Genomic DNA, 22,832 nt, shown 5'->3' with positions numbered 1-22,832 from the left:
TGCCATGCCGTTTGCTCTTTTCATGGAAGGCGAATCAGCCAGCAGAGGCCTGGAATGGATAGCCGAAGATGGTTTTCCGGCTGATATGATAGGCGACCAGGATCTTCCACCTTCCGAAGAAGAAGGCCTGGCAGATAATATTGCTGATCACAAAGGATTGACGGTTCCCTTGTCTCCACCTGTTTATGCCGTTCATGATCAGGGATTTGAGCCGTTTATGGAAGGAGAGGATGCACCCAGTGGTGTTTCGATTGTTGCTGAGGATGGATTTCCTGCAGGTATGCTGGGCGATATGGATCTGCCCCCTGAAATGGGCTTAGTTGATATGCTCGAAGCCGAAGATGCGGTAAGCATCGTTGGTACGGAAGTAAATGCTAATGGCAATGTACCTGCATTAGAACCTGCAGCCGAAGGTCAGGGAGAAAGCGTTGAGTTTGAAATTACCGCAAGTCCCGGCGATAGACTTGTCCCTTTTCTCGATGTTTGTGCAGTCGAACGATCTCTTTTTTTCCTTTGACTCGGAAGGAATAGCACTGTTTGACGAGAATGGAAACCCTGTCAGCGGTGATATTACGGACCGAATTATGCTTTGGGATGCCGGAACGGAGACTGATGAAGAACCGGGCGTCGGTCATTAATCAAAAGCCACGACAGGGCGCTACCGCTCTTGACGTGGGCCCCGATGAAGAAGAAACGGTAACCCGGATTGAAAATGCATTGACAAATGATTTTGATTATCCGGATAATAGCGAAGTAATTCAGATAACCATTACTCCAACACGATCGCAGTAAAAGATGTAATGGTTGTAATTTGCCACCTCTCGATATGTGAGAGGTGGCTTTATTTTTCTTTAATGAACTTTGAAGTTAAATTTTGTTTTCTATCCAATCGTTATTAGTTAATTCCTATGGGAAAAGATAACATTCTTATTATCGAGGACGATTCAGAGATCATTGATCTCGTTGAAATCAATTTGGATGAATCGAGCTTCACGCTCGACAAGGCACTGGACGGGAAAGTGGGATTACAGAAAGCTCGATCCGGTGATTACGATTTGATCATTCTGGATCTGATGTTACCGGAAATTGATGGTATTGAAGTTTGTAAAACGTTGCGATCTGAGGGAAACCAAACCCCAATTTTAATGCTTACGGCCAAATCAGAGGAGTTTGACAAAGTGTTGGGCCTGGAACTTGGGGCCGATGATTATTTGACAAAGCCTTTCAGCATTCGTGAGTTGCTTGCCCGCATCAAAGCTAATATACGCAGAGTTGCCATCGACAAAGAAAGCTCATCCCAAACGGAGGGCCGGGATCAAATAGAAATTGGTGACATGGTGATCAATTTTGACAAAAAGAAAGTTATAGTTGACGGTGATTCAATATCAGTTACACCCAAAGAGTTTGATCTTCTGCAGCTCTTCGCGAGTAATCCCGGCAAGGTATTTTCACGCGAAGAACTATTAACAGAAATTTGGGGATACCAATTTGATGGATATGATCATACGGTCAACTCGCATATTAACCGACTGAGAAATAAAATTGAAGAAAATCCGTCTGAACCAGAATATTTAAAAACGGTTTGGGGAGTGGGATACCGCTTTGCCGAGAAAGGAGAACTAAGCAGATGAAAAAGATCTTCACCTCATTTTACGGAAAACTATCGTTAGTTTTTTTACTGTTGCTAACTGCTTTGGGAATAGCCCAGGTTGCTATTACCTACAATTCGTCCATGCAATTTGTTCGTCAGGCCGATCAGAAACTTAACCTGGATCTGGCGCGAAATATGGCTTACGAGTTCGAACCTCACCTTGAAGATAGCCTGGCAATCGATAGCATAAAGCAATCCATCCATGATATGATGGTCGTTAACCCAAGAATCGAGATATATCTCCTGAATAATAATGGAGAAATTCTGGCCTATTTTATTGGGCCTGATAAAGAAATCAAACAAGATTCTGTTGAGCTGGAGCCTGTAAAGAAATTCCTTACTCAGGATTATGACCATCTCATATTGGGCGAAGATCCAAGAAATCCCGACAGTCAAAAGCCGTTTTCCGCCGCCACTATAGATATCGGATCTTTGGGGCAGGGATACATTTATGTGATACTGGGCGGGGAAAAATACGATTCAGCGCTGAGTATGCTCGAGAACAGTTATTTCTTACGGACGAGTTTACAAGTTTTTGGGATAATATTGTTAGTAACCGCTGTTTTGGGACTGATCCTCTTTGCCTTTATGACAAAACGGCTCAGGAAAATGACCCGAATCATTGGACAGTTCGATCGGGGCAATTTGAAACCCCGGGTACCGGTGCAAAGCGATGATGAAATTGGGCGCTTAGCAATGAGTTTTAACAACATGGCCGATACCATACAGGAAAACGTAAAAGAACTGAAAAAGACCGATAAGCTGCGGCGTGAACTTATTGCCAATATTTCGCACGATTTGCGAAGTCCGCTGGCTTCCATACAGGGCTATGTTGAGACGATTTTACTGAAGGATTCAGAGCTCGACAATGAAGAGAGGAAGAAGTATTTAGAAATAATATTGAAAAATACTTCAATGCTGAGGGAGTTGGTTAAAGAACTTTTCGAGCTTTCAAAGCTTGATACCAAACAAGTTGACCCCAACTTTGAACCATTTTCAATCGCTGATCTGGTACAAGATATAGCTCTGAAGTTTGAACAGAAGGCTGAACAAAAGAATGCCAATATAAAAGTAGAGGCCCCTTCGTCATTACCACTCGTCGTGGCAGATATTGCCCTGATCGAAAGGGCACTGAGTAATTTAATTGAAAATGCCATTCAGTACACGCCTGAGGGAGGGAGCGTTGAAGTTGAGCTCAATCCAAATGAGGAACATATTTTCATTTCTGTTAAAGATAATGGTTCAGGAATTGAAGAGGAGGATCTGCCCCATATCTTTGACCGCTTTTATCGGGCAGAAAAAAGCCGTTCCAAAAGTGATGGAGGAACGGGACTTGGATTGGCTATTGCAAAAAAGATTCTGGAGCTGCATAACCAGGAAATTCACGCAAAGAATCGTCCGGATTCAGGAGCGATCTTTTATTTTAAGCTGCCTATTCAGTAGTAATATACTTCTCCAATTCAATACATGGTATGTTGTCAAATAGCTTTATAGTGAAATAAGCATAGATGGAGCTTAATACTATTCTATTCCGGAATTTTCTGGAAACCGAGATTACACGTGCTTAAAACGCTCCCGAACGGCTTTATTCAGTTCTTCGCGATGATCGGGATGTGCAATACCTATAAGCGCCTTTGCACGATCGCGCAGATTTTTGCCGTAAAGGTTGGCAACCCCATATTCAGTTACTACATAATGGACGTGGGCTCTCGTAGTAACAACGCCGGCTCCCTGTTTTAGATGCGGCACAATTTTACTTTCACCCCGACTGGTGGTAGATGGCAGCGCTATAATAGGCTTTCCACCTTCACTGAGTGATGCCCCCCGAATAAAATCCATCTGTCCACCAACCCCTGAATAGTGATAGGTCCCGATCGAATCCGCACAAACCTGTCCGGTAATATCAACTTCCACCGCACTATTGATGGCAGTCACTTTCGGATTTCGTCGAATAACGGCCGTATCGTTAACATAAGCTACATCCAGCATGGCAATCATGGGATTGTCATCCACAAAGTCGTATAAGTCGCGGCTGCCCATCACAAAACTGGCCACTATTTTTTCGGGATGGGTAGCTTTTTCCTTGCCATTAATCACGCCTTTTTCAACAAGATCCATTACGCCATCTGAAAACATCTCGGTATGAATTCCCAAATCTTTATGTCCATCCAATGCATCGAGTACAGCATTGGGAATGGCTCCAATTCCCATTTGCAGGGTAGCCCCGTCTTCAACGAGCTCAGCACAATTTTGACCGATTTTCTTTTCTACTTGGGTAGGTTCAGCAATGGTATGCTCGTGCAGCGGCTCTTCTGATTCTACTAGTGCATTAAAGCGGCTGGCGTGAAAAATGCCATCACCATGCGTGCGCGGCATATTGGGATTCACCAACGCAATAGCTCGCTTGGCCTCTTGCAGGGCAGCACGAGAAGCATCCACAGAAACACCCAGCGAGCAATAGCCGTGCTTATCAGGTGGAGAAACCTGAACCAGCGCCATATCGATGGGCATAATTTTTTTGCGAAACAGGCCGGGCACTTCACTCAAGAAAATGGGCAGATAATCGGCACTACCTTCGTTAACCGCCTTACGCACATTAGCCCCAACAAACAGGGCATCGGTATGAAAGGTATCACTGTATTCAGGTTTTACATAGGGAGCTTCACCCTCAGTATGCAAGTGAACAATCTCGATATCTTCGAGCTCTGGGGCCCGAGCCGTCATAGCATTAATCAACGGCTGGGGAGCGGCAGCTACGCTGTGAATGAACACACGATCTCCTGAATTAATAAGTTTTACGGCTTCTTCGGCGGTGGTATACTTGTCTTTATACGACATAAGTGGGGACTTTAATCAATTAATAATTTTTAAAAATTAAGGCTGAATTTTGTTCATAACAATCATCGATAAACAGTTGGCTCACAATGATAAAAGGGTATTCATTCATCTCAAAAAACTGCTGCAAATAACCACTTTAATATGTACCCGATATGAAGATCACTAATTAAAAAAGACTATTATGTATTTAATTGTTTACTATAATTACAATTTAATAAGTTTAGTGTTATTTTTGCAGTTCAAATGAATTAGAAGCACTATTGTAGATTACAAAAACTGAAGGGCATTTATCTGCTTTTTACATCATAATGATCCAATATTATGGCTCAATCATACCGATCAATAATTACTGGAACAGGCTCCTATATTCCACCCAATAAAGTTTCCAATTCTGACTTTTTGGATCGCAACTTTCTAAATGCTGACGGATCTCCCTTCGATAAAACCAATGAGGAGATCATTCAGAAATTCGAGGAGATCACCGGGATTAAAGAACGTCGTTATGCGGCTGATGATGTCCTTGCTTCTGATATGGCGGCAGAGGCCGGGGAAAAAGCGCTCAATGATGCCGGCCTTGATTACGAAGAACTGGACTACATTATTGTAGGTCACAATTTTGGTGATGTCCGTGCCGATATCCCAGCTTCAGATATGGTGCCCAGCCTGGCTTCGCGGGTAAAACAAAAACTGGAGATCGAAAATCCGAACTGTGTAGCCTACGATCTTCCTTTTGGATGTCCGGGCTGGACGCAGGGAATCATCCAGTCGAACTACTATCTGCAGAGCGGAGACGCTTCGAGCTGCCTGGTTATCGGTGCCGAAACACTTTCGCGCATCTGTGACCCCAATGACCGGGATAGCATGATATATGCCGACGGAGCCGGAGCTACTGTTTTGGAATCCAAAAAAACGAACGAAGATATTGGAATATTGAGTCATGCCGCACGAACCGACGCTAAAGAAGAAGCCTACTTTTTGCGGATGGAACCTCCCTTCGATCCCGAGTCAGCAAAGGCTCCTCTCTACATGCATATGGACGGACGTAAACTGTATCAATATGCGCTAACCAATGTGCCCGATCTTGTGAAGACGAGCCTGGAAAAAGCCGACCTCAATTTTGAAGATGTTCACAAAGTGCTTATCCACCAGGCCAACGCTAAAATGGATGATGCCATTTTACAACGGTTGGGAAAGCTGTACGGCAAGGAGAGTGTCCCTGAGAACATCATGCCCATGACTATCTCATGGCTTGGAAATACCTCGGTTGCCACGGTGCCCACCTTACTTGATCTTATTTTGCGCGGACAGATGGACGGGCATCAAATACAATCCGGGGATGCTATCGTTTTATCATCCGTAGGCGCAGGAATGAACATCAACTCGGTAGTGTATAAAGCTCCTTAGTTTTACATAGCTGCAATCTTAGATCCTGAAATCCCGAATAGTCGAAACACAGCAAGTTCACGATAAATCTTTTTTAAATACTCTAAAGGTTATCAATCACCTTTTTGAGTAATCCTTGAACTTTTTGCGCAACGTCTCCGAGCTCGTCATTTTCGATAGCCTGCATAGACGCAACAGGATCGACGGCAGAAACTTCAACCTCTCCGTTTTCATGCTCCTGTACAATGACATTGCAGGGCAGCATTAATCCAATATGATCTTCGGCCGTTAGCGCTTTGTGAGCCAACGGCGGATTACAGGCCCCCAGAATCTGATACTTTTTAAAATCGACATCCAGCTTCTTTTTAAGCGTTGCCTTTATATCAATTTCGGTAAGAACGCCAAATCCCTCCTCCTTTAAAGCAGCAGTCGTTTTTTCTATTGCATCTTCAAAAGAGGTATCCAAAGTTTTGCTATAATAATAGGACATAATAAGAGTGATTTAATATTGTAGGAATTGTTTATAGAATACCATCAAAAAAAGGCCTCTATGAATAATCATAAAGGCCTTTAGATCTATACGCGTTCCATCAATTATTTTTCATCAACATAAGAAGAATACATCCACACTTCTTTTTCCTGCTCACGGATGTAATCACTCATCAAGGCGTTGGTTCCCTCATCACCGGCTTCATCAGAGAGCTCCAAAATTTCACGCTGCAGCGTGATAATCGATTTAAAGGCATTTAAAATTTCATGTACCGCCGTTTTACCGTCTGATACGTGATTGCTTTCTGCAATTTCAGACTTGCTCGATATACCCGGAATAACGGTGATTGGGAGAATGATTCAGCGTTAAAATACGCTCCGCCACCTCATCAATTTTTACCAATAAATCGTTATATAATTCTTCAAACTTCACATGAAGTTCGAAAAAATCATCACCCTTAATATTCCAATGATATCCGCGCGTATTTTGGTAGAATACTGAATAGTTTGCCAAAAGCTCATTCAGTTTTTCTGCCAACTCTTTTGATTTAGCTTTATCCAAGCCGATTTGATTTAAATCACTCATAATTATGTGTTCTTAGGTTAAATAGAATGTATCTCTGCTATTTTATTTAAAATTTATTGCTCAAATCTCAATTAAGTGCCGCAATGGTCACCTTCGGTTCAAAATGAATCTTTGTTTTGATGGAACGGGTAATCAGACAGGCCTCCTCAGCCTTTTCCATAATGCGCTTGGCTTTGTCAGAAAACTTTTCCTCGGCTATGGTAAGCTCAGGATTCAGGGTAATTTCTGAAACCACAAATTTACCATCTTCTTTATCGAGTTTTCCGGTGGCTTTCACTGACAGATTTTCAAACTTCAGTTTTGAATAATCGGCAATAGCCACAAAAGTGGTCATAAAACAACTGCTCACTGAGGATACAAATAGATGTTCAGGCGACCAGATACCCTCTACGCCACCATCAAACGGAGGCGGAGTCGCCACTTCAATCTTGTCATCAAGTTCAGGGGAACTCAGCGTACCAACGCGATCCTCTTTCCAGTCTAAATCTACCTGGTATTCGTGTTTTTTGTCACTCATTTTACTGTCCGATTTTTTGATTAATAATCTGCTCCAGTTGCTTAGCCTGCACTACTCCGGACTGTTGCCACAGAATCTGTCCATCTTTAAAAAGAATAAGCGTCGGTACACCGCGAACGTTATACTTAATAGCAGCATCTGCATTCTTTTCTGCATCCACTTTTATAATGTTGATGGCATCACCCATTCGCTTTTTCAAATCCTTCAAAATGGGCCCCATCATTTTGCACGGACCGCACCAGTCGGTATAAAAATCTACCAGCACCGGCTTTTCTCCGTTAATAATATCATTGAAAGTCGTTTTCTTTTTCGTCGTCTCAGCCATATCAATCTTCTTTAATTTCTGTGAATTCAATATCATCTACATTGCTATCACCGGATTCGGTTGTTGCCTGGGCAGGTACTGCACAATTCCCACACAGGCACCCGGTATTCGTTACTGCCTGGAACAAGAAAAATCCGCCCAGAAACACCGATACCATATCGGCATGCCAGGCGCCCATGCCTACAAATAACACCCCAACGCCAAGAGCAATCCAGCGCATGGGATGCCAGTTATTTAATAACGTTTGTTTCATCTTATTGTTAGTCATTAACCTTCTGTTTTTCAATTTGAACGCTATAATAGAGCTCTTTTAAATCAATGTCAGTGACATTAGTCACACAAGGGTAATCTTATTTCTTCCCAGTTCGACAAGCCCTTCAGCCTCCATCTTTTTCAGCAGTCGAGATATCACTTCGCGCGCCGTTCCCAGCTCTTGAGCAAGCTGGTCATGTGTCATCGTGAGCGTATCCGTTTCTATCACCTCGGATCGTTTCTGCAAAAACTGCAGAAGGCGCTCATCCATCTTTTTAAACGCCACGGCATCCACAACTTCCAACAGTTCCTCAAACCGCTTGTGATAAATCTGGAAAATATAGTTCAGCCATTCGGGATGCTCACGAATCAGTTCGTGAATTTTATCAATAGGAATAAAAAGCACCTCTGACTCCTCTTCGGCAACGGCCTTAACCTTGCTGGTATCGTGATACAATCCGGCCAAAAATGACATGATGCATGTCTCACCCGGCTGCAAGTAATATAATACCATCTCCTTGTAAGTATCGTCAGATTGCATCACCTTTACACTCCCAGCTGTAACAATGGGGATGGATCGCACCGGTACATCTTCACTTACAATCGTATCGCCGGATTTAAAATGCTTGGTTATGCCCAAATCCCGCAGATCCATATTTTCTTCCAGAGCAGATGTAAGAGATGATAAATCGGTTGACGTTTTCATAATTCGCTGCACATGAATTAAGGAGTAACTATAATATAACGAATAAAAGAGTGAACTATCCTAAATAAGTGTCCAGCTTTTAGGATATCAATAACTCTTTGAATACCCTACGGGCGGATATTAAATACGGTCGTTTTTGGTCGTATAGTTTGACGTCCCTCCTTCTCCTCCGTCAATAATAACCGTTGTGCTTTTTCAGATTCAAAAACTTGTTGCAGATTCTTAATTTCTGCAGCGGGCACAAAACTATTGTGGCATTTTTCTAAAAACAGATCGGCCTCAAATTTCCCAATATGTTCTTTCAGGATATCTGATAACTCTTGGCGGTTCTCAACTCTTGCTTCATTATGCTGATACTCAGGCCGCTCGGCCAACTCTTCGCTCTCTAATATTTTGCAAAGATCGCTAAACTGGCGATCACTTCCAATAGCCAGCGTTACCATTCGATCATCTGCAGTTTCAAAGAGCTCACCATACGGCGCTATATTGGGATGCAGCGATCCAATTCGCTGAGGCACGTTTCCGTTCATAAGCCAGTTGGTTGCCTGGTTGATTAGAGATGAAATAGCGCTATCATACAAACTTACATCCACGCGAAAAGCTTGATTCGGATTTTCTTTTTGCTTCAGAAGTGCACACAAAATCCCCTCTTTCAGCTGGTGCGCTGCCAGCACATCAATCAGGGCCAGTGGCAACTTCGTGGGCGGGCTATCCGGTTGACCGTTCATTGACATAAAACCCGTTTCGGCTTGCAGGATCAGGTCGTAGGCAAGGCGATCGCTTTCAGTCCCAAACCCGGAAATATGTCCCTGTATTATGGTCGGATTTATTGCCTTCAGATCATCAAAGGTCAGCCCAAACTTTTTGTCATCACCTTTTTTAAAATTAGTGATCACAATATCTGCTTTTTCGATCAGCTCTTTGACCTTTTGCTTATCATCCGTATCTCCGAGATCTAATAACAGAGAATCCTTATTCCAATTGACCGAAGAAAAGTAGGCCGACGGTCCTTTGGATGATTCACCCGGCTGTCGCCATTGACGGGTCACATCTCCGCCGCTTCTTTTGTTCTCAACCTTGATGACATTTGCCCCAAGCTCAGAGAAGAAATTTCCAACCGCGGGACCGGCAAGAACGCTGGCAATTTCAACAACGGTTAGTTCCTTAAAAATAGATTCCATGCGATCTAAAATTTAATTATTCATCCGCGCCATACACCAGTTCAATAAATTCGGGTTTGGGTACCGCTCCGAAATACTGTTCTATATTTATGAGTTCGATCTGGTTTTCAATTTCTGTCCGATCATACCGCGCGCCCTGTAAGTAATTTTCGAGCTGCTCAACCGGCTCATTGCCAAAAAAGTCACCGTAAATCTTAATATTGTCGATGTGCCCATTAGCAACATCCAGTCGCAGATCAATTTCACCGGCATCAAATCGCCGTGTTCGCTGTATATTGAAATCAGGAGACTTTCCGAAATTCCAGTCCCACTGGCCATACTTCTCATCCTTGAGATTATGCACTTCTTTCCATTCGGCTTCCGTCAGATGATACGTCTTAAACTGATCCCGATCCTCATACAATCCTTCCAGCAACTTTTTGTCGAAACGTAGCTGTTTCTATTGCTTCGTCCATAAATTCACTGATATTTGCCACGCGGCTGCGGACTGATTTATGTCCCTTCGATTCGATTTTGCTCATCTTAACATCCAGTGCATTTGTCACCTCATCCAGATCACTGTCAAAGAGCAGGGTACCGTGACTAAACATACGATCTACGCTCGAAAATTGGGCGTTGCCGGATATCTTGCGGTCGTCAACCTGCAGGTCATTACGCCCGCTAAGCTCAGCATTCACTCCCATTTTATTGAGGACGCGCACGATCGGGGCCGTAAATTTCTCAAAGTTGTTAAGACTCTTTTTATCGTAATCCGTAATAAAACTGAAGTTGAGGTTTCCGGTATCGTGATATACGGCTCCGCCTCCTGAGATACGCCGAACCACGTGAATTCCTTTTTCCTCCACGTATTCGTGATTGATCTCCTCGAGCGTGTTCTGGTTTCGGCCAATAATAATTGAGGGCTCGTTTATGTAGAATAACAGATAATCGTGATCGTAATCGAAATTCCGAAGCGCATACTCCTCAAGAGCCAAATTTACATGTGGATCAGTAATACCTTCGTTATCAATAAAAATCATATGGGTAAACTAGAAGTGGGTAAAACAATTAAAGGTCAAATAGTAACCCGTTTCTTTGAATGGAATATGAAGATGTGCGAAGTATTTCGAATACTTGTTACCCCATATAATATCTAGTTACACCCATTTAAAATTCCCATCTGCTGTTATTCGCAGATTACCAGACTTACCTTCATCAACCAGATCTTGCAGTGATGTATTGGATAGCATTTTTCGAATTTCATCCCGCGTATCAGCCCACTTATCGTGGATCGGACATGGTTTTTCGGTTCCGCAGCCGGGCAGGCCCAACGCACACTCGGTTAAAATATCCATCCCATCGATTGCCGCAACAATTTCGAGCAAAGAAATATTTTCAGTAGAGTTTACCAGCCGCACTCCCCCCTTTGGTCCCTTCATCGACTCCATTAAGTCTGCACTTGTAAGTTGCTGCAGTACTTTAGTTAAAAAGTGATGTGAAATATCGAGATCGCTGCTAATTTTTTTGATAGATACATAAGAGTCATCCGAAACTGCAGCTAAATAAACAGAAGCTCTTAAACCATATACACAAGCATTTGATAATAACATATATAAAAGATTGGATTTAGTAGTCCCTAAGTCCCCTGTTAGAAAAAACGTGAGCTAACCATTTTCTTTAAGCTCAGACTAATCAACATTGTTTCTAAAAAAAATCTACTATAAAATAACTTTCACAGATCCCCTTTAAGTAACCTGCCATAAAAATCAGTAAAAAAATACATCATTAAGACATTAAAAAACAGCTTAAATAAAAAGCAAAACTACGTATCCATAATCAATGTTAAAGGTTTAAAATAGTTTAATAAATGATATATCTGAGAACTGTCTCAGACTTAATAAAAGATTTAAAGTAAACTATATGGAAATTTGGTCTGCCTTGGCAATTGGCTTTTTCGGTAGTTTCCATTGTATTGGCATGTGCGGTCCCATTGCGTTGGCCCTACCCGGTAAAAATGATTTTCCCCTCCGCTTGATAGGGGGACGCCTGCTCTATAATATGGGTCGGGTTATCACATACAGCCTGCTTGGTTTATTATTCGGATTAGTTGGCCACAGCGCAAATATAGCCGGTTTGCAACAGTCATTATCAATCTTTTTAGGGGTACTCATTATTGTGGGTGCCTTTTTTCAGATTAGACCATCAGAACAGTGGAAAGAAAAACTGGGCCTGAACAAATTTTATAGTAAAGTTGAACAAAGAATCCGCAGGCAATTTAAAAAGCAGGGAATGGGCACATTACTCATCATTGGTTTATTAAACGGTCTATTGCCATGTGGTTTTGTATATGTAGGGTTGGCCGGAGCCGTCACAACAGGATCAATCTTGCAAAGCGGTATATTTATGGCACTATTTGGGCTGGGAACCATCCCGGCAATGATGACAATGGCATTGGCACCAAGCTTTATTACTATAAAATGGCGTCAACGCATAAACAATTGGATCCCGTATCTTGCGGTCGCTTTCGGAATTTATTTAATCATCAGAGGCATTGTTATTGGAGAAGTGCTACATTAATTATAAGCTATTATAAATAGGCCGAACATAAATTTCGATCCTCATGGATTTACAAATTCACATACCTGCGGATGAACAAGCTATCAATCCGGTTTGTAATTTTGCCTATAGCTGGTGTTTAAACTGTGGACTTTCGGAGCAGGAAGCCAGCAAATTTACGACTGCCGTTAGCGAGCTGGTTACCGATATTATTCTTTTTGCCTTTCCGCAAAGTGAAAATAAATTTGTAGATCTTACCTTCCGTCAAACGCTTTCTGACATTGAGCTCATTGCCAGTGAAGCAGGAGAGCCTTTTGATCCTGACAAGCATCGTTACAACCCTGAAAATGCCCTTAATAATGGTGATTTTGAAGGGGCGGGATTACGCATCATACGGAGATTCACCGATGATTTCTTGTTTATTAACAAGGGAAAAGAAGGGAAGGAGTTTCGACTCCGAAAAGAAGTTAATATCCATGATATTGATGAACTCATTGAGCTTTCACGATCGCTCAAACCCAAGGAACCAGAAAAAGAGCCTACTAAGGTTTCTTATTCTATTAGCCAAATAACTCCCGCTGATGCTGAAGATATTGCCAAGTTGATCTACAGAACATATGAATATTCATACACTAAAGAAGATCTCTATTTTCCCAAAAAAATTGAAAAAACACTTACCGGCAAAGAAAAACTGGGCGTTATTACGCGAAGCGATGAAGGGGAGGCGCTGGGATATTTTGCGATCCTACCCAAAGAGGATTCCAATATTGCTGAAGTAGGTGAAGCAGTTGTATCTCCCGATTATCGGAAACAGGGAATTATGAGCAATATGATGGAACAGCTTATCAAAGTTGGGCGCGAGCATAACCTGGAAGCCCTTTACGGTAAAGCCGTTACGATCCATCCGGTAAGTCAGCGCGTGAATCAAAAGTTTGGGTTTACCTCCACAGGGCTCATGCTTCTGGAAACTAACAATGTCGTATTTAAAGGATTTGACGAGGAATATCCACAACCGGTTTCTGTTGTCATTGACGTATTACCCCTTCAAGAAAATGATCCCAAGGATGTATACCTGCCTGCAAAGTACCACCAGATACTCACTGAAACTTATCAACGGTTGGGCATTTCAATAACACCCAAAAAATCTAATGGCTACAAGTTAGCTGAGAAGTCCGATGCTGATCTTGAAATTAATTATTCGGATTCAACCTCGGATATAATTGTTAACAAATATGGACCTGATTTTAAGTCAGTGCTCCGAGAAATGCTAAATAGTCTGCTCGAGCAGGAAAATCCCAATGCTATCTATTTGGATTTACCGCTAGAAAACGAAGCCACTCCCTTACAACTTAAAGAGCTCGAAGGTCTTGGATTCATTTACTGCGGACTGGCTCCCTATTTTCATCAGGATGCAGATTACCTGCGATTACAGAAAATATGTACGTCCTTCGATTTTGACCTTGTGGATGTTCATTCTGATTTTGGACAACAAATAAAATCTTTTATCACCAATGAGTATTCCAAAAATTCATAGAGAAAACGCTACTCTAACCGTCAAAATTAGAAGCGGCTTTAATCTCTGGGTAAAAAATATAATCACAACCCATACCAGTGAAGAAATCGAAACCCTCGATATTGACTTATCCGACTGCAATTATATCGACACCGAAGGCATCATTTTTCTCTATGAGTGGCAACAAAATGGACGCAATTTACAGCTTAAAAATCCTCCCGAAGTATTTTTCGAAATGCTGGACATTCTCGAACTTTCAGACAGCTGGCAACCCAATATTATAAATCCAAATGAGGAATCATTATGAGTGAAGAACAGGAATCCGATATGGTCGAACTTGATGTTGAACAAGATGTATGGAACCGCTGCTATACCGTACATTCGTTACTTGTTATTGGCAGTAAAGAAGAGGACGGCCACTACAACTTTGCTCCCAAACACATGGCTATGCCGCTGGGTTTCAGCAATCATTTTGGTTTTATGGGCACGCCCCGTAAAAAAACCTATCGGAACATACAGCGAGAAAAAGTATTTACCGTAAGCTATCCAACACCCGATCAGCTTACGGTTTCGAGCCTTGCCGCCACGCAGCGCGAAGAAGATGATTCAAAACCGGTGCTGGACAAAATTCCAACGACTCCTGCTCAAGATATTGAAGGTTATTTTTTAGAAGGCTCATACTTTCAGTTAGAATGCAAGTTCACAGAAACGCTTGGAAAATTTGGCGAATGGGAAATGGTTGTCGGCGAAATTATAGCTGCACGAGTTCATAAAAAGATGAGCCGAAAAGTGGGCAATGGCGTTGATGAGGGACAACTCATCTACGACCATCCTTTACTGGCCTACTTGCACCCCAATCGATTTAGCGTCATCAAAGAAAGTAACGTATTTCCATTTCCAAAAGAATTTAAGCGTTAAAACATGAATGATCGAGCCCGACTGATACGTAAGTATATTAGCGAGCACAAAGCAGATTTCCGTTCCGTTCTCCAATCACTGGTTGAAATTGAAACCCCTTCTGATGCGCCTGAAACATTCGGTCCCTTGTGGGATATATTATCAGAACAATTTACAAATCTCGATTTCTCTGCAACCCATTACGAGGGTGATAAAACGGCAGGTCAACTTTTATGTATCCCTAAAAACTTTAATTCGAACAAGCCTTCCCAGTTAATAGTTGGTCATTCTGATACTGTTTGGGATATAGGAACCCTCAATGATATGCCTTTTTCCATTGACGGCAATGAGGGATCTGGACCCGGTATTTATGACATGAAAGCTGGACTTGCGATGATGGTTATGAGCATACAGATCATTCGACAATTGGATCTTGATCTTTCAGTACCACCTATTTTTTTAATTAATTCGGATGAAGAAATGGGGAGTGACGAATCAAAAGAGTTAATTATTGAAGAAGCAAAAAAAGCAGAACGAACGTTTGTCCTCGAACCCTCATTAGGCACCGATGGTAAAATTAAAACACAGCGAAAAGGGGTTGGGGGTTTTGAAGTCACTATTGACGGGAAACCTTCCCATGCAGGACTGGATCCGGAAGAAGGAGTAAGTGCTATTTTAGGGCTCTCCCACATTGTGCAACAACTCTATCGTTTAAACGACCCGGCCAATGGTATTACCGTCAATGTTGGAACAATAGAAGGTGGAGAACGCTCGAATGTTGTGGCAGCAAAAAGTAAAGCCGTTGTTGATGTACGAGTACCCACACAAGAAGACGGGGAACGAATAAAAGAGCAAATATACAACCTTCAACCCGAAATTGATGGTATTAAGTTATCAGTTACCGGGGATATTAATCGCCCGCCGCTGGAAAAAAATAAATCCAACGAAAAGCTCTGGGAGGTTACTCAAAAACTAGGTCAAGAGCTCGGTTTGGAATTAAAGGATGGAATGTCTGGCGGAGCCTCCGACGGCAATTTCACTAATTTACATTCGCCCACTATCGACGGACTGGGAGCCGTTGGCGAAGGAGCACACGCCTATCACGAAAAAATATTTCTGGAACAAACATTAGACCGACTCGCGTTATTCACGCTTTTACTTTTAGAGCCGCCTATCTTCGACTAATCATTCTCATCTCGCTCAAATACCCATTCAATTAAATAGTCATCCAACTTTTCTTGGGAGATTAAAGGCGAATCCAACTCCAACTGCTTGTATATTTGGTAGTTCCGTGATGAGCACCGCTCATAAAACCATTTTAGCGATTCCAAATCGTCCAGTATCATAGAACCAGCAAACGATTCCAATAATCCACGATCTTTGCATAATTCTATAACACGATCAATAAAGAATGTGCTTTGCCCTCTTAAGAATTGCAGCAGGTTATCCCACGTATTATTCATAATTTCCCCTTCCCTATCAATCGGTAAATCGTACTCCATAGGCGTAAGTTTCCGAGTCAATATGCTGGGTAAATGAAATACTGATGAAACATCATGTTCTAAAATATAGAGTATTCGTAGGATGCCACCCATCGATTTACGTACCAGCCGATGTCCCTTGAAAGCCCCGAACACAAATTCCGTTTGGGGTTGATTCATCTGAAGGCTGAAACCAATACTTTTGTCGTCTCGATTTATCCCGATAAAGTAATACGTTTCCGGCTTCTTTTTGGCGTAATTAAATTCGGGCTGATGTTTACGGATAAGTTCATTTTCCAGCAACAGTGCCTCCTTTTCTGAGTCACAAATATGGATATTTATTTTATGGGTCATTCGTATTAAGCGAATTGTTTTTCGTGAGTCTGTACCCATCTTAGCACGACGATAAGTAAACAATCGATTCCTGAGATCCTTTGCCTTTCCGACATACAGCAAATCCCCCGATCGGCCATACATTTTATACACGCCGGGCTCTGTGGGTAGCTCCTCAAAAAATGATTTTTCCAGCCTTTTTTCTATGGGATTATAGTGCTCAAATAATCGTTGTTGTTCTGACATATTTGTATAAATTCCGGTCTTCTAAAATGATTTATTAAAATATCAAAAAAATCAGATGATAAATTTTACATATAGTAGGTAATCCCCAAAAAATATACTATACTTAGTCTCTTAAGCGCCATTTAATGCGTTAGCAAGGCGTTATTTAACATTTAAGTAGCACAAGAAGTAAAAATTTTCGGAGATTTATCATGGCAGAACGTGAAGTAGGAACGGTTAAATGGTTCCATAATGGCAAAGGTTATGGATTCATAACAAGAGAAGAAGGCGAAGACATCTTCGTTCATTTCAGTGAAATTGAAATGGAAGGCTATAAAAAATTAGAAGAAGGCCAAGAAGTGGAATTCACTGTTGCAGAAGGCGAAAAAGGACTTCAAGCACAAGAGGTGATTCCCATATAATATATATCTTATAAATATCATTTTTTTTAAAGCGCTGCCTTACCGGTAGCGCTTTTTTATTGCAGAGAGTTCCCGTTATATTAGAACTAATCAACCGCTACAAAATTCTATATCTATGAAAAATCATACCTATAAGAAGATTGAGTTAACAGGCACTTCTGATAAATCGCAGGAAGCTGCTGTTGAAAATGCCATCGAAAAAGCTTCACAAACAGTAGACGAGATGGGATGGTTTGAAGTTATTGAAACACGAGGCTCTATTAAAGATGGCACCGTTGCACAATGGCAGGTTGTTATAAAAGTAGGATTTACGCTAAAAGGTTAATCTACTACGTTTTATCTAAAATATAGAATTCCAGCTTTTTCTGGAGTTCCGGAGGATTGAAAGGTTTTGTTAAATAATCATTCATCCCAGAGGCAAATACTTTTTCCTTAACCTCTTTTAAAGCCGCTGCCGTAAGAGCAATAATGGGGACGTTAGATTTATACTTATTTTCCAGCTCTCGAATTTTCCGCGTTGCCTCATAACCATCCATTTCTGGCATTTGAAGATCCATCAACACTAAGTTGATAGACGAAATTTCTTTCATCTTTTCAACGGCCTTGCTCCCATCTTCAGCAAGTACGACCTCTATATCCCACTTTTCCAAGAATCGGATCATTACTTTTTGGTTGATAGCATTATCTTCAACCAACAATACCTTTGTTCCCCGTAGCGACTCGGGTGTTTCTTTTTCATGCTTACGCAAGCTGGACCGCTGTTCATCGGCATGTTCTTTTGTTTTAAAGGGTAGTTCAACATAAAACGTACTGCCTTCCCCTTTTTCACTTTCCAAATCGATGGTACCATCTTGTAAATCAACCAATTTTTTGCTGATAGTTAGTCCAAGCCCTGTACCACCAAAAACGCGCGAAGTTTCACTTTGCTCTTGGGTAAAACTTTTGAAAATCTCCTTTTGTTTATCTTTCGAAATTCCAATACCGGTATCGGTGATGGAAAACAGAATTTTTAATTGGTCATCGTTGCGCTCTTTTAGTTCTACAATAATCCCGACACTTCCTTCTTCAGTAAATTTAACTGCATTACTGACAAGATTATTCAAAATTTGTGTCAACCTATTTGGGTCTCCGGCAATCATTTCCGGCAAGTCTTCATCAAAATCCAGGTACAGCGGTACATCTTTCTTTTCGGCCGTAAAACGGAAACTTTCTAATACCCCGTTTAACAAATTCTCTAAATTAAACGCTACGTTTTCAAATTCGATTTTTCCTGATTCAATCTTTGAAAAGTCGAGAACATCATTAATAAGCGAAAGCAAGGTTTTAGACGAAAAATCGAGGATCTCAAGCTGCTCAACCTGGTCTTCTCGCGGATTGTCTTTTGCTAACAAATTAGTCATCCCAATAATCGCATTCATAGGAGTGCGGATTTCGTGACTCATTGTTGACAGAAACTCAGACTTTGCCTTCGATGCATCCTCCGCTTTTTGTTTCGCTTTTTCAAGCTGTTTAACATTTTTTTCCAGCTGCTGCTTCTTTTCTAACAGCTCTTTATTAAGAGACTGTGTTTTTTTAAGCAGTTTTTGTGTTTCCTCCTCAGCCAACTCTTTTGATTCCGAAAATTTGTTAAACGTAAGCCAAGTAGTTATAAATGCCGCCCCCAGAATGCTCCACTTTACAATCACTCCTTCATCGGCAGTAAGGTAGATCCGATCAAAAATCACATAATCGAGCACAATATAGCATACCACAGCCATACCTATCCCTATATTACGCAATTGCTGGTGATCTTTATCGAATAACAGAATAGCTAAACCACAGGCAGGAAGATAAAAAGCCTGTATCAACATTTCTTTTCCAAATACTGAACTCAGAATTAGAATAGAAACATTTATATAAGCTAAGAGAAGAAATTTGGCCGTATTTTCAAAGCCTTTTCGGGCCAAAACAGGAATTAGCACAAAAGCCACGCTAATGCTCATAAAAAACCACGACAGCGAAATGGATTCGTTCAGACGGAAGGCGATAAGGAATAGAAGGGCTACTGCCGCCAGCGAAAACGACACATGGTGCATTACTATAATGCCAGTTCTATGAATCTGCTCAATCTTGTTTTGCACCAGATCCTTGGCAAAAGCAAACTTTTTAATGCTCGATAATGAATACATTCGATATAACAGCTATTTATAATATTTTAATAAAACAATACTAAATTATAATAAAACGAAAATAGCTATCGAATGATATTAAAAGAAACTAATAAAAGGTGGGGTTTAAGCCTTGGCCTGCTCTTTTTGCAACTTGGTTTTATAAGCCATGGCATAAATTTTCATCTGCTTAACCATCGAGGCCAAGCCATTTGATCGAGTCGGCGATAAATGTTGTTCCATACCAATCTTCTTAATAAAGGTAGGATCAGTATTTATAATGGTTTCGGGTGACTGCCCGGAATAAAAGCGAACCATCAGCGCAACGAGACCTTTTGTAATTGCAGCATCACTATCAGCCTCAAAAATAACCTTGCCCTCCTCAAGATGTGTGTGCAGCCAAACCTGGGATTGACATCCACGCACTAAATTCTCTTCAGCCTTATGCTCTTCATCCAACGGATCTAAATTTTGGCCCTGCTTTATGATATGCTTATACCGTTCGGTCCAATCGCCTAAGGCTTTAAACTCTTTGATGATTTGCCGTTGTATTTCGTGAATATCAGCCATTATTTGGTTTTTTGGGTTATCTGCGACACTAGTAAAATACAAATAACTTTAGAGAATATAAGGTCACACTTTTGACTTCTCATAGGCCGGGTCAACCGAAACGGCACAGCAAACAGTTACCACAATTTTATTCTCCTGATCCCATTCGGGCTTGCCATAATCCAAGACTTTGACGAATTCCCCGTTTTTATTTTTGATACGATATTCACAGGTAGAATCCTTTCCCTCAAAAACTTTTTGCAGATGTGCATTAAATTTCTCGAGATCGTCATCATGAATAAATATACCGGCATCGGCCTTTCCAATAACAGCATCAGCTGATAGACCTGTTATCTCCGGAAATTCTTTCGACACGGACTTAAAGACAGGTTCGTCATCTTTAAGCTCAACTTTATAGGAAAATTCTGAGGCTCTGCGCACGACCCGACCAAAATCCTTGTTTCGCTCTTTTAGCGTATCCATAATTCGCTTTTTAAGGGAAATATTTTCGATCTCGGCGCGAATCAATTTTTGATCTTTAAGGTCTAAAATGGACGTCGTTCCTTTAACCTGAACGGGAAACCCATTTTTGTGATTTATAATACCTTTAAACTCCTCATCGTTGAAATACACATCCTCATCTTCTTTATCAAAACGACCTTTTATTGAGCTCATATATTTATCAGGAAACAGATCCCAGATCTTAATCTGTTTTAGTTCATCCTTTCCATAGCCGACAAGTTCGCGAAACGCCTTATTCGCCATCACAATATTACCCTGCACATCAACATCAACAACCGTGCGCTTAGATTCCTCGCGCAATCCATCAAACTCTACTTTTTGATCAACAAGTTGCTCCTCGGCACGCTTGCGCTCCGTTATATCGTGCTGATAAGAAACCCAGTGCGTTACATTGCCCTCTTTATCAGTCAGCGGATGAATATCCCACTGGTTTATAAATTCCGAACCATCTTTACGATAATTAACAGCCTGACCAAAAAAGGATCGCCCTTCTTTTAATCGGCGCTTCAATTTATCCAACACATCTCGGTCGGTTTTTGGCCCCTGAAGAATACGTGGAGTCTTCCCAATAACTTCCTCCTTGGAATAGCCCGTCATTTCGCAAAATCCGTCATTTACATATACAATTCTTGGTCCGGGCTTTTCGAGAGTAAGTTCGGTAATTAATATGGAATCGTAATCACTTCTTATTGCCGATTCAAGTAGATTCAATCTTTTTTCCAACTCCTTGCCTTCCTCGACAATGTTTTCTACAAATGATTTAACCTTTTTAAACGATTCTTCATCTTTGCACCATTTTTTCAGTGCATTAATATCTGGTGATTCCATATTAACAGTTTGCTTAATCCGTTTTTAATAGATGATAATGGTCGATTTATATGCCAACCTTGCCTTAATACTTCTCTTCAACAACAATACAAATCCCAATCATTCCGACAAATCCCATTTTTCTTAAAGAAGTTTTGCTAAAAAGTGCTTTAACATTAAATAAATTGACTTTACCCATGATCATAAAAAAACCTTAGGAAGCAAATTGCACCCAAGGTTTTTTCTGATTTATCCAAATCTTATCATTACTTCAGCAAAAGTTTAGCAATGGTGTTCAACTGCATATTGGATGTACCCTCATAAATCTTTCCAATTTTCGCATCACGGTAATATTTTTCTACAGGGTACTCTTTTACATAGCCATATCCACCAAACAGATCAACAGCTTGAGAGGTTACATTTTCTGCGACTTCGGAAGAATGGTACTTTGCCATAGCTGCCTCCTTAAGAAAATTGTTGCCATTTTCTTTCATTCTTGCAGCATTATAAACCAGCAATCGCGCCGTTTCAATATCTGTTGCCATCTTAGCCAGCTGAAACTGTACTCCCTGAAAATCCGAAATTGCCTGGCCAAACTGTTCGCGCTCCTGAGTATACTCCAGCGTAGCATCAAGTGCCCCCTGTGCAATACCTATCATCTGCGCTCCAATGCCAATCCGTCCCTCGTTAAGCGTTTCCATTGCCACTTTATAACCTTTTCCAACTTCACCCAACACATTTTCTTTAGGAACCTTGCAATCTTCTAGCAGAATCTCGCATGTAGAGCTCGCTCGAATTCCCAATTTATTTTCTTTCTTGGATACCGAAAAGCCTTCAAAATCCCGTTCAACAACAAATGCCGTAATACCCTTATATCCCGCATCGGGATTTATCGTAGCAAACACCAAAAAGATATCTGCCTCATTGGCATTGGTAATCCACATTTTAGAGCCATTTAATACATAATGATCGCCGGCCTCTTTGGCCGAAGTCTTCAGTGCAAACGCATCACTGCCCGAACCGGCCTCCGACAAACAATAAGCACCAACCTTTTCATTGGCCAGTTGTGGCAGGTAACGTTCTTTAATGTCATCACCTCCAAAGTTTAGAAAAGCATTGTTAACCAACGTATTCTGTACATCCATAAAAACGCCCGCCGAAGCATCTACGCGAGAAATTTGCTCAATTGCTACAATCGACATGAAAAACGATCCACCGCCCCCGCTGTAACTCTCAGGAATTTCTATTCCCATCAATCCCATATCAAAGAACTGCTGCACTAGGTCAGGATCCAGCTTAGCCTTTTCATCCATCTCGTGTACTTTGGGCTTAATCGCACTCTCAGCAAAATCTCGGGCCGCATCCTGCAACATTTTCTCATCTTCAGTTAGCTGGGTCAACGCGGGCATCTGTTGGTCTACATTTTCCATGAAAATAGATTCTTTATATTCAATTGAGTTCAAATTTTAGGTC

26 protein-coding genes and 2 pseudogenes are annotated in these 22,832 nt (G+C 41.4%); 13 read left to right on the top strand and 15 right to left on the bottom strand.

Going from position 1 to position 22,832, the window contains the following annotated elements; translation table 11 throughout:
* Window positions 1-4 precede the first annotated feature (4 nt).
* The 5 genes from U5J89_RS12250 to U5J89_RS12235 all read left to right on the top strand — a co-directional run bounded on the left by U5J89_RS12250 (window position 5) and on the right by U5J89_RS12235 (window position 3,094).
* Window positions 5-517, top strand: a complete 513-nt coding sequence (locus U5J89_RS12250) for a spondin domain-containing protein (protein ID WP_322575922.1) — start codon at window positions 5-7, stop codon at window positions 515-517.
* Window positions 480-638, top strand: a complete 159-nt coding sequence (locus U5J89_RS16025; RefSeq protein WP_416208525.1) for a spondin domain-containing protein — start codon at window positions 480-482, stop codon at window positions 636-638. The genes U5J89_RS12250 and U5J89_RS16025 overlap by 38 nt, the downstream gene beginning before the upstream one ends.
* Window positions 613-792: a hypothetical protein gene (locus U5J89_RS12245; protein ID WP_416208524.1), complete on the top strand. Its 180-nt coding sequence runs from the start codon at window positions 613-615 to the stop codon at window positions 790-792. The genes U5J89_RS16025 and U5J89_RS12245 overlap by 26 nt, the downstream gene beginning before the upstream one ends.
* A gap of 116 nt (window positions 793-908) precedes the next feature.
* Entirely contained in the window at window positions 909-1,631 is a 723-nt protein-coding gene (locus U5J89_RS12240; RefSeq protein ID WP_322575920.1) for a response regulator transcription factor, read from the top strand.
* Complete coding sequence (locus U5J89_RS12235; protein WP_322575919.1) at window positions 1,628-3,094, top strand: HAMP domain-containing sensor histidine kinase; 1,467 nt, start codon at window positions 1,628-1,630, stop codon at window positions 3,092-3,094. Before U5J89_RS12240 ends, U5J89_RS12235 begins: the two co-directional genes overlap by 4 nt.
* 111 nt (window positions 3,095-3,205) lie before the next feature.
* Here U5J89_RS12235 and U5J89_RS12230 read toward each other — a convergent pair whose 3' ends face one another.
* Complete coding sequence (locus U5J89_RS12230) at window positions 3,206-4,489, bottom strand: acetyl-CoA hydrolase/transferase family protein (protein ID WP_322575918.1); 1,284 nt, start codon at window positions 4,487-4,489, stop codon at window positions 3,206-3,208.
* Window positions 4,490-4,810: 321 nt separating this feature from the next.
* Here U5J89_RS12230 and U5J89_RS12225 point away from each other — a divergent pair, with 321 nt between their 5' ends.
* A complete protein-coding gene (locus U5J89_RS12225; protein ID WP_322575917.1) occupies window positions 4,811-5,893 on the top strand; it encodes a ketoacyl-ACP synthase III in 1,083 nt (360 codons plus the stop codon).
* An 82-nt stretch (window positions 5,894-5,975) separates the two neighbouring features.
* On the opposite strand, the gene U5J89_RS12220 is transcribed toward U5J89_RS12225, so the two are convergent.
* The 9 genes and pseudogenes from U5J89_RS12220 to U5J89_RS12170 all read right to left on the bottom strand — a co-directional run bounded on the left by U5J89_RS12220 (window position 5,976) and on the right by U5J89_RS12170 (window position 11,517).
* Window positions 5,976-6,362: a DUF302 domain-containing protein gene (locus tag U5J89_RS12220; RefSeq protein ID WP_322575916.1), complete on the bottom strand. Its 387-nt coding sequence runs from the start codon at window positions 6,360-6,362 to the stop codon at window positions 5,976-5,978.
* A gap of 104 nt (window positions 6,363-6,466) precedes the next feature.
* Window positions 6,467-6,947, bottom strand: a pseudogene (locus U5J89_RS16020) (Dps family protein).
* Between the two features lie 67 nt (window positions 6,948-7,014).
* Window positions 7,015-7,464, bottom strand: a complete 450-nt coding sequence (locus U5J89_RS12205; RefSeq protein WP_322575914.1) for an OsmC family protein — start codon at window positions 7,462-7,464, stop codon at window positions 7,015-7,017.
* Window position 7,465: 1 nt separating this feature from the next.
* A complete protein-coding gene (gene trxA, locus U5J89_RS12200) occupies window positions 7,466-7,789 on the bottom strand; it encodes a thioredoxin (RefSeq protein WP_322575913.1) in 324 nt (107 codons plus the stop codon).
* A gap of 1 nt (window position 7,790) precedes the next feature.
* Window positions 7,791-8,057 (bottom strand): hypothetical protein, encoded by a 267-nt coding sequence (locus U5J89_RS12195; RefSeq protein ID WP_322575912.1) that lies wholly within the window; start codon window positions 8,055-8,057, stop codon window positions 7,791-7,793.
* A 66-nt stretch (window positions 8,058-8,123) separates the two neighbouring features.
* Entirely contained in the window at window positions 8,124-8,747 is a 624-nt protein-coding gene (locus U5J89_RS12190) for a Crp/Fnr family transcriptional regulator (RefSeq protein ID WP_322575911.1), read from the bottom strand.
* A 107-nt stretch (window positions 8,748-8,854) separates the two neighbouring features.
* Window positions 8,855-9,919 (bottom strand): CaiB/BaiF CoA transferase family protein, encoded by a 1,065-nt coding sequence (locus U5J89_RS12185; protein WP_416208530.1) that lies wholly within the window; start codon window positions 9,917-9,919, stop codon window positions 8,855-8,857.
* A gap of 25 nt (window positions 9,920-9,944) precedes the next feature.
* Window positions 9,945-10,947: pseudogene (locus tag U5J89_RS16015) on the bottom strand (lipoate--protein ligase).
* A gap of 117 nt (window positions 10,948-11,064) precedes the next feature.
* A complete protein-coding gene (locus U5J89_RS12170; RefSeq protein ID WP_322575907.1) occupies window positions 11,065-11,517 on the bottom strand; it encodes an Rrf2 family transcriptional regulator in 453 nt (150 codons plus the stop codon).
* A gap of 310 nt (window positions 11,518-11,827) precedes the next feature.
* Between U5J89_RS12170 and U5J89_RS12165 the strand changes: the two genes are divergently transcribed.
* From U5J89_RS12165 to U5J89_RS12145, 5 genes are read left to right on the top strand one after another with little or no spacing between them, the layout of a single operon-like run.
* Window positions 11,828-12,484 (top strand): sulfite exporter TauE/SafE family protein, encoded by a 657-nt coding sequence (locus U5J89_RS12165; RefSeq protein WP_322575906.1) that lies wholly within the window; start codon window positions 11,828-11,830, stop codon window positions 12,482-12,484.
* 43 nt (window positions 12,485-12,527) lie between these two features.
* Complete coding sequence (locus U5J89_RS12160) at window positions 12,528-13,997, top strand: GNAT family N-acetyltransferase (protein ID WP_322575905.1); 1,470 nt, start codon at window positions 12,528-12,530, stop codon at window positions 13,995-13,997.
* A complete protein-coding gene (locus U5J89_RS12155) occupies window positions 13,975-14,283 on the top strand; it encodes a hypothetical protein (RefSeq protein ID WP_322575904.1) in 309 nt (102 codons plus the stop codon). Before U5J89_RS12160 ends, U5J89_RS12155 begins: the two co-directional genes overlap by 23 nt.
* A complete protein-coding gene (locus U5J89_RS12150) occupies window positions 14,280-14,894 on the top strand; it encodes a flavin reductase family protein (RefSeq protein WP_322575903.1) in 615 nt (204 codons plus the stop codon). Before U5J89_RS12155 ends, U5J89_RS12150 begins: the two co-directional genes overlap by 4 nt.
* 3 nt (window positions 14,895-14,897) lie before the next feature.
* Window positions 14,898-16,058 (top strand): M20 family metallopeptidase, encoded by a 1,161-nt coding sequence (locus U5J89_RS12145; RefSeq protein WP_322575902.1) that lies wholly within the window; start codon window positions 14,898-14,900, stop codon window positions 16,056-16,058.
* Here U5J89_RS12145 and U5J89_RS12140 read toward each other — a convergent pair.
* Entirely contained in the window at window positions 16,055-16,933 is an 879-nt protein-coding gene (locus tag U5J89_RS12140) for a nucleotide excision repair endonuclease (RefSeq protein WP_322575901.1), read from the bottom strand. The two genes, U5J89_RS12145 and U5J89_RS12140, sit on opposite strands and share 4 nt — an antisense overlap.
* 191 nt (window positions 16,934-17,124) lie before the next feature.
* On the opposite strand from U5J89_RS12140, the gene U5J89_RS12135 reads away from it, so the two are divergent.
* Together U5J89_RS12135 and U5J89_RS12130 are read left to right on the top strand one after the other, a co-directional pair.
* The gene (locus tag U5J89_RS12135) at window positions 17,125-17,334 is read left to right on the top strand and encodes a cold-shock protein (RefSeq protein ID WP_322575900.1); all 210 of its coding nucleotides are present in this window, start codon (window positions 17,125-17,127) and stop codon (window positions 17,332-17,334) included.
* A gap of 115 nt (window positions 17,335-17,449) precedes the next feature.
* Window positions 17,450-17,659, top strand: a complete 210-nt coding sequence (locus tag U5J89_RS12130) for a dodecin (RefSeq protein WP_322575899.1) — start codon at window positions 17,450-17,452, stop codon at window positions 17,657-17,659.
* A gap of 4 nt (window positions 17,660-17,663) precedes the next feature.
* Here the strand turns inward: U5J89_RS12130 and U5J89_RS12125 are convergent, their stop codons facing one another.
* The 4 genes from U5J89_RS12125 to U5J89_RS12110 form a co-directional block, all read right to left on the bottom strand.
* On the bottom strand, window positions 17,664-19,502 hold the full coding sequence (locus tag U5J89_RS12125; RefSeq protein WP_322575898.1) for an ATP-binding protein: 1,839 nt from the start codon (window positions 19,500-19,502) through the stop codon (window positions 17,664-17,666).
* Between the two features lie 105 nt (window positions 19,503-19,607).
* On the bottom strand, window positions 19,608-20,051 hold the full coding sequence (locus U5J89_RS12120) for a SufE family protein (RefSeq protein WP_322575897.1): 444 nt from the start codon (window positions 20,049-20,051) through the stop codon (window positions 19,608-19,610).
* Between the two features lie 63 nt (window positions 20,052-20,114).
* Window positions 20,115-21,380, bottom strand: a complete 1,266-nt coding sequence (locus U5J89_RS12115; RefSeq protein WP_322575896.1) for a PAS domain S-box protein — start codon at window positions 21,378-21,380, stop codon at window positions 20,115-20,117.
* 245 nt (window positions 21,381-21,625) lie between these two features.
* On the bottom strand, window positions 21,626-22,789 hold the full coding sequence (locus U5J89_RS12110) for an acyl-CoA dehydrogenase (protein ID WP_322575895.1): 1,164 nt from the start codon (window positions 22,787-22,789) through the stop codon (window positions 21,626-21,628).
* Window positions 22,790-22,832 lie beyond the last annotated feature (43 nt).

It is taken from the genome of Fodinibius sp. (genome assembly GCF_034521915.1).
Classification (GTDB): domain Bacteria; phylum Bacteroidota; class Rhodothermia; order Balneolales; family Balneolaceae; genus Fodinibius.
The sequence above is the reverse complement of the archived record's forward strand: the minus strand, read 5'-3'. Positions and strand labels throughout refer to the sequence as shown.

What these genes read in the sequence shown, in the direction of transcription:
- U5J89_RS12250 (WP_322575922.1), top strand. Translation starts at nt 5, where the DNA reads ATGCCGTTTGCTCTTTTCATGGAAGGCGAATCAGCCAGCAGAGGCCTG.
- U5J89_RS16025 (WP_416208525.1), top strand. Translation starts at nt 480, where the DNA reads ATGTTTGTGCAGTCGAACGATCTCTTTTTTTCCTTTGACTCGGAAGGA.
- U5J89_RS12245 (WP_416208524.1), top strand. Translation starts at nt 613, where the DNA reads ATGAAGAACCGGGCGTCGGTCATTAATCAAAAGCCACGACAGGGCGCT.
- U5J89_RS12240 (WP_322575920.1), top strand. Translation starts at nt 909, where the DNA reads ATGGGAAAAGATAACATTCTTATTATCGAGGACGATTCAGAGATCATT.
- U5J89_RS12235 (WP_322575919.1), top strand. Translation starts at nt 1,628, where the DNA reads ATGAAAAAGATCTTCACCTCATTTTACGGAAAACTATCGTTAGTTTTT.
- U5J89_RS12230 (WP_322575918.1), bottom strand. Translation starts at nt 4,489, where the DNA reads ATGTCGTATAAAGACAAGTATACCACCGCCGAAGAAGCCGTAAAACTT.
- U5J89_RS12225 (WP_322575917.1), top strand. Translation starts at nt 4,811, where the DNA reads ATGGCTCAATCATACCGATCAATAATTACTGGAACAGGCTCCTATATT.
- U5J89_RS12220 (WP_322575916.1), bottom strand. Translation starts at nt 6,362, where the DNA reads ATGTCCTATTATTATAGCAAAACTTTGGATACCTCTTTTGAAGATGCA.
- U5J89_RS12205 (WP_322575914.1), bottom strand. Translation starts at nt 7,464, where the DNA reads ATGAGTGACAAAAAACACGAATACCAGGTAGATTTAGACTGGAAAGAG.
- trxA (WP_322575913.1), bottom strand. Translation starts at nt 7,789, where the DNA reads ATGGCTGAGACGACGAAAAAGAAAACGACTTTCAATGATATTATTAAC.
- U5J89_RS12195 (WP_322575912.1), bottom strand. Translation starts at nt 8,057, where the DNA reads ATGACTAACAATAAGATGAAACAAACGTTATTAAATAACTGGCATCCC.
- U5J89_RS12190 (WP_322575911.1), bottom strand. Translation starts at nt 8,747, where the DNA reads ATGAAAACGTCAACCGATTTATCATCTCTTACATCTGCTCTGGAAGAA.
- U5J89_RS12170 (WP_322575907.1), bottom strand. Translation starts at nt 11,517, where the DNA reads ATGTTATTATCAAATGCTTGTGTATATGGTTTAAGAGCTTCTGTTTAT.
- U5J89_RS12165 (WP_322575906.1), top strand. Translation starts at nt 11,828, where the DNA reads ATGGAAATTTGGTCTGCCTTGGCAATTGGCTTTTTCGGTAGTTTCCAT.
- U5J89_RS12160 (WP_322575905.1), top strand. Translation starts at nt 12,528, where the DNA reads ATGGATTTACAAATTCACATACCTGCGGATGAACAAGCTATCAATCCG.
- U5J89_RS12155 (WP_322575904.1), top strand. Translation starts at nt 13,975, where the DNA reads ATGAGTATTCCAAAAATTCATAGAGAAAACGCTACTCTAACCGTCAAA.
- U5J89_RS12150 (WP_322575903.1), top strand. Translation starts at nt 14,280, where the DNA reads ATGAGTGAAGAACAGGAATCCGATATGGTCGAACTTGATGTTGAACAA.
- U5J89_RS12145 (WP_322575902.1), top strand. Translation starts at nt 14,898, where the DNA reads ATGAATGATCGAGCCCGACTGATACGTAAGTATATTAGCGAGCACAAA.
- U5J89_RS12140 (WP_322575901.1), bottom strand. Translation starts at nt 16,933, where the DNA reads ATGTCAGAACAACAACGATTATTTGAGCACTATAATCCCATAGAAAAA.
- U5J89_RS12135 (WP_322575900.1), top strand. Translation starts at nt 17,125, where the DNA reads ATGGCAGAACGTGAAGTAGGAACGGTTAAATGGTTCCATAATGGCAAA.
- U5J89_RS12130 (WP_322575899.1), top strand. Translation starts at nt 17,450, where the DNA reads ATGAAAAATCATACCTATAAGAAGATTGAGTTAACAGGCACTTCTGAT.
- U5J89_RS12125 (WP_322575898.1), bottom strand. Translation starts at nt 19,502, where the DNA reads ATGTATTCATTATCGAGCATTAAAAAGTTTGCTTTTGCCAAGGATCTG.
- U5J89_RS12120 (WP_322575897.1), bottom strand. Translation starts at nt 20,051, where the DNA reads ATGGCTGATATTCACGAAATACAACGGCAAATCATCAAAGAGTTTAAA.
- U5J89_RS12115 (WP_322575896.1), bottom strand. Translation starts at nt 21,380, where the DNA reads ATGGAATCACCAGATATTAATGCACTGAAAAAATGGTGCAAAGATGAA.
- U5J89_RS12110 (WP_322575895.1), bottom strand. Translation starts at nt 22,789, where the DNA reads ATGGAAAATGTAGACCAACAGATGCCCGCGTTGACCCAGCTAACTGAA.